The organism is Kocuria sp. CPCC 205235 (genome assembly GCF_040980905.1).
Taxonomy (GTDB): domain Bacteria; phylum Actinomycetota; class Actinomycetes; order Actinomycetales; family Micrococcaceae; genus Kocuria; species Kocuria carniphila.
Genome location: NZ_JAVKPR010000050.1, coordinates 1 through 5930 on the forward strand (window position 1 = coordinate 1; position 5930 = coordinate 5930).

Consider the following 5930-nt stretch of genomic DNA (forward strand, 5'->3'; position numbering starts at 1 on the left):
TCTTTCTACCAAGAACCCACCCCACCGACCGTGGCCCTAGCCGCTTGACGAAAACCATAGAAGCACCCCCCCCACGGTTCCGCCCCCACGGAATCATTTCCCCCGTCCCCCTTCCTCTTGACCCCGCGAGAGGCCCATGCAGCCCCCTGAAACCGATCTACGTTTGCTATTGCTGACCAGTTCCTACTGGCCGGAGCATTCCCCACCCCAGCGCCGCTGGATGTCGCTGATCCGCACCATGCGCGATCAGGGATGGCGCGTATCCGTGGTGGCTCCGGTGGCTCATTACGGACCGGGTCCGGACTACAACTCGGAAACCAAGGGGCGTGCGTGGCGGGCGCAGCCGGGTTTCCTGGGCGAGAAGATTTACCGGGTGCCGCACCTTTTCCTGGGGGACAACAGGATCTGCAAACTGGCCAACCAGCTGATCGGGGCCGCGGGGTCGGTCGTGCGAGGCATCGCAACGGGACGTCAGGATGCAGTGGTGGTCACGGCGCCGTCGTTGCCGTTACTGGGCTCCGCGTTGCTGGTGGCTCGCATGAAGGGTCTGCCGCTCGTGGTGGAAATGCGGGATGCGTGGCCCAACCTGGCGCAGGATGCGTCCCTGGTGCGCGGCGGATCCAAGTCCGTGATCAACTCTGCCGTGGAGTACGTGCAGAACCGCGCCGACCTGGTCGTCACGGTCACCGAAGGCTTCGCGCAGACCCTGCGCGATCGCGGCGTGCACAACGTGGTCACCGTGCGCAACGGCATTCTCATGGACCGCACGCCCAAGCTGCAGGCACCCCCGTCGGATCGGGACCGGCTGGAAGTCCTCTACCTGGGCAACCACGGGGAATCCCAGGCGCTGGACGTGCTCATCCGCGCCGCCACCCTGGTGGGCGAGGACATGCGACTCACCCTGGTGGGCCACGGCAGCCAGAAACCTGCGCTGCGGCGCCTGGCCATGGAGCTGGGCGTCAAGGTGCGCTTCCTACCCCCGGAGTATCGCGAGGCGGTCTTCTCACGCTACGAGGAGGCCGATTCCCTGGTGATTTCACTGCGTGATGACTGGAAGTCCTTCGAGGACACCATCCCGTCCAAGACCTACGAAGTGCTGGCCATCGGCCGCCACATCACCGGCATCGTGCGTGGTGAAGCCGCCAATGTGCTCACGGAGGCCGGTGAGGGGGACATTGTCGAGTGCAATCCCCAAGGGATCGCGGAACTCTGGCGCGAACTGGCTGCCGACCGTGCCCGGCTGCAGCCCGCCGGCACCGGCCGTGAATGGGTCAAGGAGCACGCCGAGTACTCGGATCTCGCGTGCCAGTACGGTGACCTCCTGCGCGAGACGATCCGCGAACACCGATCGCAGCCGCAACAGTCTCTGACGCAGCGCATTGCGCGGGTCGGCAGGGCTGCCGTCCAGGTCTCGCGGCAGCTACGACACGCACGGAGCACGGCCTGATGCCGGGACGCTCCCTCCAGCGCGCTCGTGAACTGGCCACCAACGCGTGGATCACGGCGTCAACGGTGGCCCACCACGTGACCGATGATCCCGTGGTCTTCTGTCTTCAGGTCTCGCGCCGCCTGCCCTCGCGCGTGGTGCGCCCGCTCGCAGCGGGGTTGTCCCGACTGCCGGCCGACACCTTCCCGGCCGCACGCGGTACCGGTCTGCACATTCTGGGCAACGACGACGCCGCTGCCGCCACCTTGCGCACGGCCTCACGGTCCGCGGGCGCTGCCGTTCGTCGCCGCTGCGCCGAGGTGGCGCTGACCATGGGGGAGGTGCCCCTGACGGAGGCACTGCTTGCCGAGCTGCCGCATGCCACGCGGGGCGCCGCGGCGACCCGTGCGCGAGTGGCCTGGCATCACGGGAACGTGGACGGCGCCGTCGGCGAACTGGAAGCTGCCCGCGCCGGCGGGACCGCTACCAACGGTGAGCGCGCGCTGCTGAAGCGGCTGTGCGCCGAGCGTGACCTGTTGGGTTCCTTTGAACCGGAACTGCCGTTGATCGGAACCTATGAACCGCGCCCGGACACGGTGCTGTACGCGGTGACCAATTCGTTGCCGCACACCGCGAGCGGCTATGCCCAGCGCACGCATTCGTTGTTGAGCGCCATCAGGGACGAGGGCTGGGACGTGCACGCCGTGACCCGCCCCGGTTACCCGGTGCAGGTCGGTAAGATCCTGGCCCGCGGCACGGACGTGGTGGACGGGATTCCGTACCACCGCATCCTGCCGCTCAATCTGGCTCCCACGGCCACCGGGCGGGTGCAGCAACATGCGGAGGCGCTGCTCAGCTTGGCTCTCGAGGTGCGGCCGTCTGTTTTGCACACCACCACGCACTACGTGAACGCTCTGGCCGTGCGGGCCGTTGCAGAAGCCTTGTGCATTCCGTGGACGTATGAGGTGCGCGGTTTGTTGGCGGATACGTGGGCGTCCACTCGGGCTCCCTCGGCGTTGACGTCTGCTCGTTATGAGCGGTTCCAGTCGCGTGAGGCCCAGGCCTTGCAGTCTGCGACTGACGTGGTGACGCTGGGCACCCACATGGCGGACCGTGTGCGTGAAATAGCCGGAGACTCAACGCTGCCTGTGCGCCTGGCCCCGAATGGTGTGGGCGGGGCGTTCACGGACGAGCCGGGGGAGAAGTCGAGCGCGCGACGTCGTACTGGGTTGCCTCCCGACAGGTTCCTGGTGGGAACCGTGACCTCGGTGGTCGACTACGAAGGCCTGGACGATCTGGTGCGTGCCGTGGACATCGCTCGCGAGAGCGTGCCGTCCATTCTCGCGGTCATAGTGGGGGACGGTGTGGCCCGCCCGGGACTGCAACAACTGGTCTCGGACCTGGGGATTCAGGACCATGTGACATTCTGTGGACGAGTTGATCGATCCGAAGCGGTCGAGTACTTCAGATCACTCGACGTGTTCGTGGTGCCGCGCAAGGACCGTACGGTGACCCGCGCGGTGACACCGCTGAAACCGGTGGAGGCGTTGGCCTCCCGAACTGCGGTCGTGGCAAGCGACCTGCCGGCGCTGCGTGAAGCGATCGAGCACGGTGTGACGGGCCTGCTGACTCCGCCGGATGATCCGGAGTCGTTCGCGGCCACGTTGGTCGATCTGGCGAGTGATGCTTCACTGCGCAATCGACTCGCCGAGGCGGGCCGAGAGTGGGCGCTGGAAAATCGCACGTGGGCGGTGACCGCGAAAGAGACCGTGAAGCGGTACGGTGAAATGACTGGGCGAACCCCCGCGCCCCAGAACGACCGCATCCTGACCCCCGAGGAGACGCGTGAGCGCCAAAGTTGAGCCGTTTAACCCCGGGCGGCTTCAGGCAGTTGGTGCCCGGCCGCCGCTGGGCGAGTACTTGCGTGACCTCTGGGGATCTCGGCACTTCATCATGTACGACGCCAAGGTTCGCTTGGCCGTCAGCCAGGATCACACGTTCTTGGGCAAGGTTTGGATCATTCTTAATCCCATTCTGCTGGGGTTAACCTTTTTCGTGGTGTTCGGTCTGCTCTTGAGAACTGGTCGAGGGATCGACAACTTCCTGGCGTTCTTGCTCATCGGCCTGATCATGTTCCAGTACAGCAGCCGCTCGGTGGTGGCTGTCTCTAAATCGATGTATTCAGGTAAAGCTCTGGTCCGCGGTTTCATGTTCCCACGGGCCGCACTCACACTGTCCATCGTGATGAAGGACGCCATGACTCAGGTCTACGCGTTACTCGCGATGATCGTGATGGTGATGGTCATCCCGCCGCACGAAACACCAAGTCTGACGTGGCTGCTGGTGATTCCAGTGTTTGTCTTGCAGACCCTTTTCAACTGGGGCCTGGGGATGCTGCTAGCGCCGGCGGTAAATAAAGTGCCCGACGTCGCGAATCTCTTATCGTTCTTCATGCGGCTGTGGATGTATTCATCCGGGATCTTCTACGACCCCTCACGGTTCATCGAAGACCCGCGGATCCTGGCCATTTTCCACTTCAATCCGCTGTACCAGGTGCTGTCCATTTGCCGAGAACTGATTATGGACGGAACAGTGCCTCCCTTGTCTTCATGGGCCGTTCTGATCGGGGCGAGCGTCATTTTGGTGATTGCCGGCATGCTGGTGTTCTGGCTGAATGAGGAGAGCTACGCCGATGAGCGTTAATCGTCATGCGCAGTCCGAGGCCGATGCAGGCCGTCACGGACGCGCTCCTCGAAACCCAGCTGTCGTCATCGATAACGTGACTATGGTCTACAACGTGACTTCAACCGGCGGGGGTGAAGAGGTGCCCGTCGCAGCTCCCGTTCGGTGGGCTCGTAAAGCCTTGGGACGCCCACCTGTCGTGAAGAACCAGGCGTTGACCGAGATCTCGCTGGCCATTCACCAGGGAGAGTTCGTAGGTTTCATTGGTCGGAACGGCTCCGGCAAATCGACCCTGATGAACATCGTGGCGGGGCAGATGAATCCCACGGTCGGGCGGGTGTATTCGGTGGATACCCCCGTGAAACTCGGGGTCAATGTGTCCTTAGTGCCAGCTTTGTCAGGGGAGAAGAACATTCGGCTGGGTTGTCTGGCACAGGGAATGCACCCCGAAGAGGTGGATCGCATTCTGCCGGATCTCGTTGAAGTCGCTGCGCTTGGGAACGCCATCCACTGGCCTATGAAGGCGTATTCATCCGGTATGGCGGCACGTCTTCGCTTCGCCGTGGCGACTGCGACGGACCCGCATATTTTGATCCTCGATGAGGCATTGTCGACCGGTGATGCTCAGTTCCGCGAACGGGGTCAGAAACGAATGGCCGAGATCCGGGAGCAAGCCGGCTGCGTCATGTTCGTATCGCACTCCATGGGCGAAATCAGGGACATGTGCACCAGGGTCGTCTGGCTGGACCAAGGTGACCTTCTAATGGACGGTGACCCGAAGACCGTGACCACGGAGTACGAGGCGTTCATGAAGGACCTAGCAGCGGGCAACAACTTTGCCGCGAGGGCACGCAAGGAACAACTCCAATCCGACTTTGTCCGAACCGAACTCCGCGAGGTGCAATGGTGACCCCCAATCATTCACGAAGGAACTTGCGAACCGAGATGTGGCACCTCCGCAACGGGGGAGTGGCGCAGTGGCGAAAGTACCGTAGGCGAGCATCGTTGCCCGCTGGGCCCTCGGCCGGTGCGGTCCAAGGACTACGGAAGAGCATCAGTTTCGAGCCACAGGAGTGGCCTGATCGTGCGCCGGTTCGATCAGATCTCACGGTTGCCGTCATCCTTGATGACTTTTCTGCTCGCGCTTTTCAGTACGAATGGAACCAGATTGCGCTGTCCCGCGACGGGTGGAAGTCAGAACTCGCTGCGCAACCCGTGGATCTCTTGTTCGTAGAGTCGGCTTGGCACGGCAACGGTGATGACTGGCAGTACCAACTCACTGGAACAAGCGGCGTCAAAGAGTCCGTCAAAGAGCTCGTCGCGTACTGCCGTGAACAAGGCATTCCCACCGTCTTCTGGAATAAGGAAGACCCGCCCCACTACGACGACTTCTTGGAGTGCGCGAGCCTTTTTGACCACGTCTTCACGACCGATGTGAATAAGATCCCTGACTACCATCGGGACCTCGGGCACGATCGCGTCTCGGTGTTGCCGTTCGCAGCGCAGCCGGCAGTTCACAATCCGGCGCGCCCCCGGAACGGCTTTCACGAGCGTGACGTCGCCTTTGGCGGCATGTACTTCGCACACAAATTCCCGGAACGCCGGGAACAAATGGATCTGCTCCTGGGCGGCGCAGATGACGTGAGCCCCAAGCTTCAGACCGGTCTCGAGATCTTCTCCCGCTATTTGGGTGAGGATGAGCGGTACCAATTCCCTGAACCGTTGGACCAGCGAGTGGTCGGCTCCTTGACGGCTCTTCAACTTTGAGCGTGGTGGGGCCCTGAAGTAGGGCTCGCGGCCCTACGCCAGCATGGGTGTTGTC

5 protein-coding genes are annotated in these 5930 nt (G+C 63.0%); all 5 read left to right on the plus strand.

Annotated features, from left to right (window positions below; translation table 11 throughout):
* The first annotated feature begins 136 nt into the window (after positions 1-136).
* From RF638_RS15775 to RF638_RS15795, 5 genes are read left to right on the plus strand one after another with little or no spacing between them, the layout of a single operon-like run.
* Positions 137-1447 (plus strand): glycosyltransferase family 4 protein, encoded by a 1311-nt coding sequence (locus tag RF638_RS15775; RefSeq protein WP_368842445.1) that lies wholly within the window; start codon positions 137-139, stop codon positions 1445-1447.
* The gene (locus RF638_RS15780) at positions 1447-3288 is read left to right on the plus strand and encodes a glycosyltransferase family 4 protein (RefSeq protein ID WP_368842446.1); all 1842 of its coding nucleotides are present in this window, start codon (positions 1447-1449) and stop codon (positions 3286-3288) included. The genes RF638_RS15775 and RF638_RS15780 overlap by 1 nt, the downstream gene beginning before the upstream one ends.
* A complete protein-coding gene (locus tag RF638_RS15785; RefSeq protein ID WP_315279447.1) occupies positions 3272-4129 on the plus strand; it encodes an ABC transporter permease in 858 nt (285 codons plus the stop codon). Before RF638_RS15780 ends, RF638_RS15785 begins: the two co-directional genes overlap by 17 nt.
* Positions 4119-5018 (plus strand): ATP-binding cassette domain-containing protein, encoded by a 900-nt coding sequence (locus RF638_RS15790; protein WP_315279450.1) that lies wholly within the window; start codon positions 4119-4121, stop codon positions 5016-5018. The genes RF638_RS15785 and RF638_RS15790 overlap by 11 nt, the downstream gene beginning before the upstream one ends.
* Positions 5019-5041: 23 nt before the next feature.
* Positions 5042-5875 carry a DUF3880 domain-containing protein gene (locus RF638_RS15795; protein ID WP_368842447.1) on the plus strand — a complete coding sequence of 278 codons (834 nt, stop codon included), beginning with the start codon at positions 5042-5044 and terminating at the stop codon, positions 5873-5875.
* Positions 5876-5930: the final 55 nt, after the last annotated feature.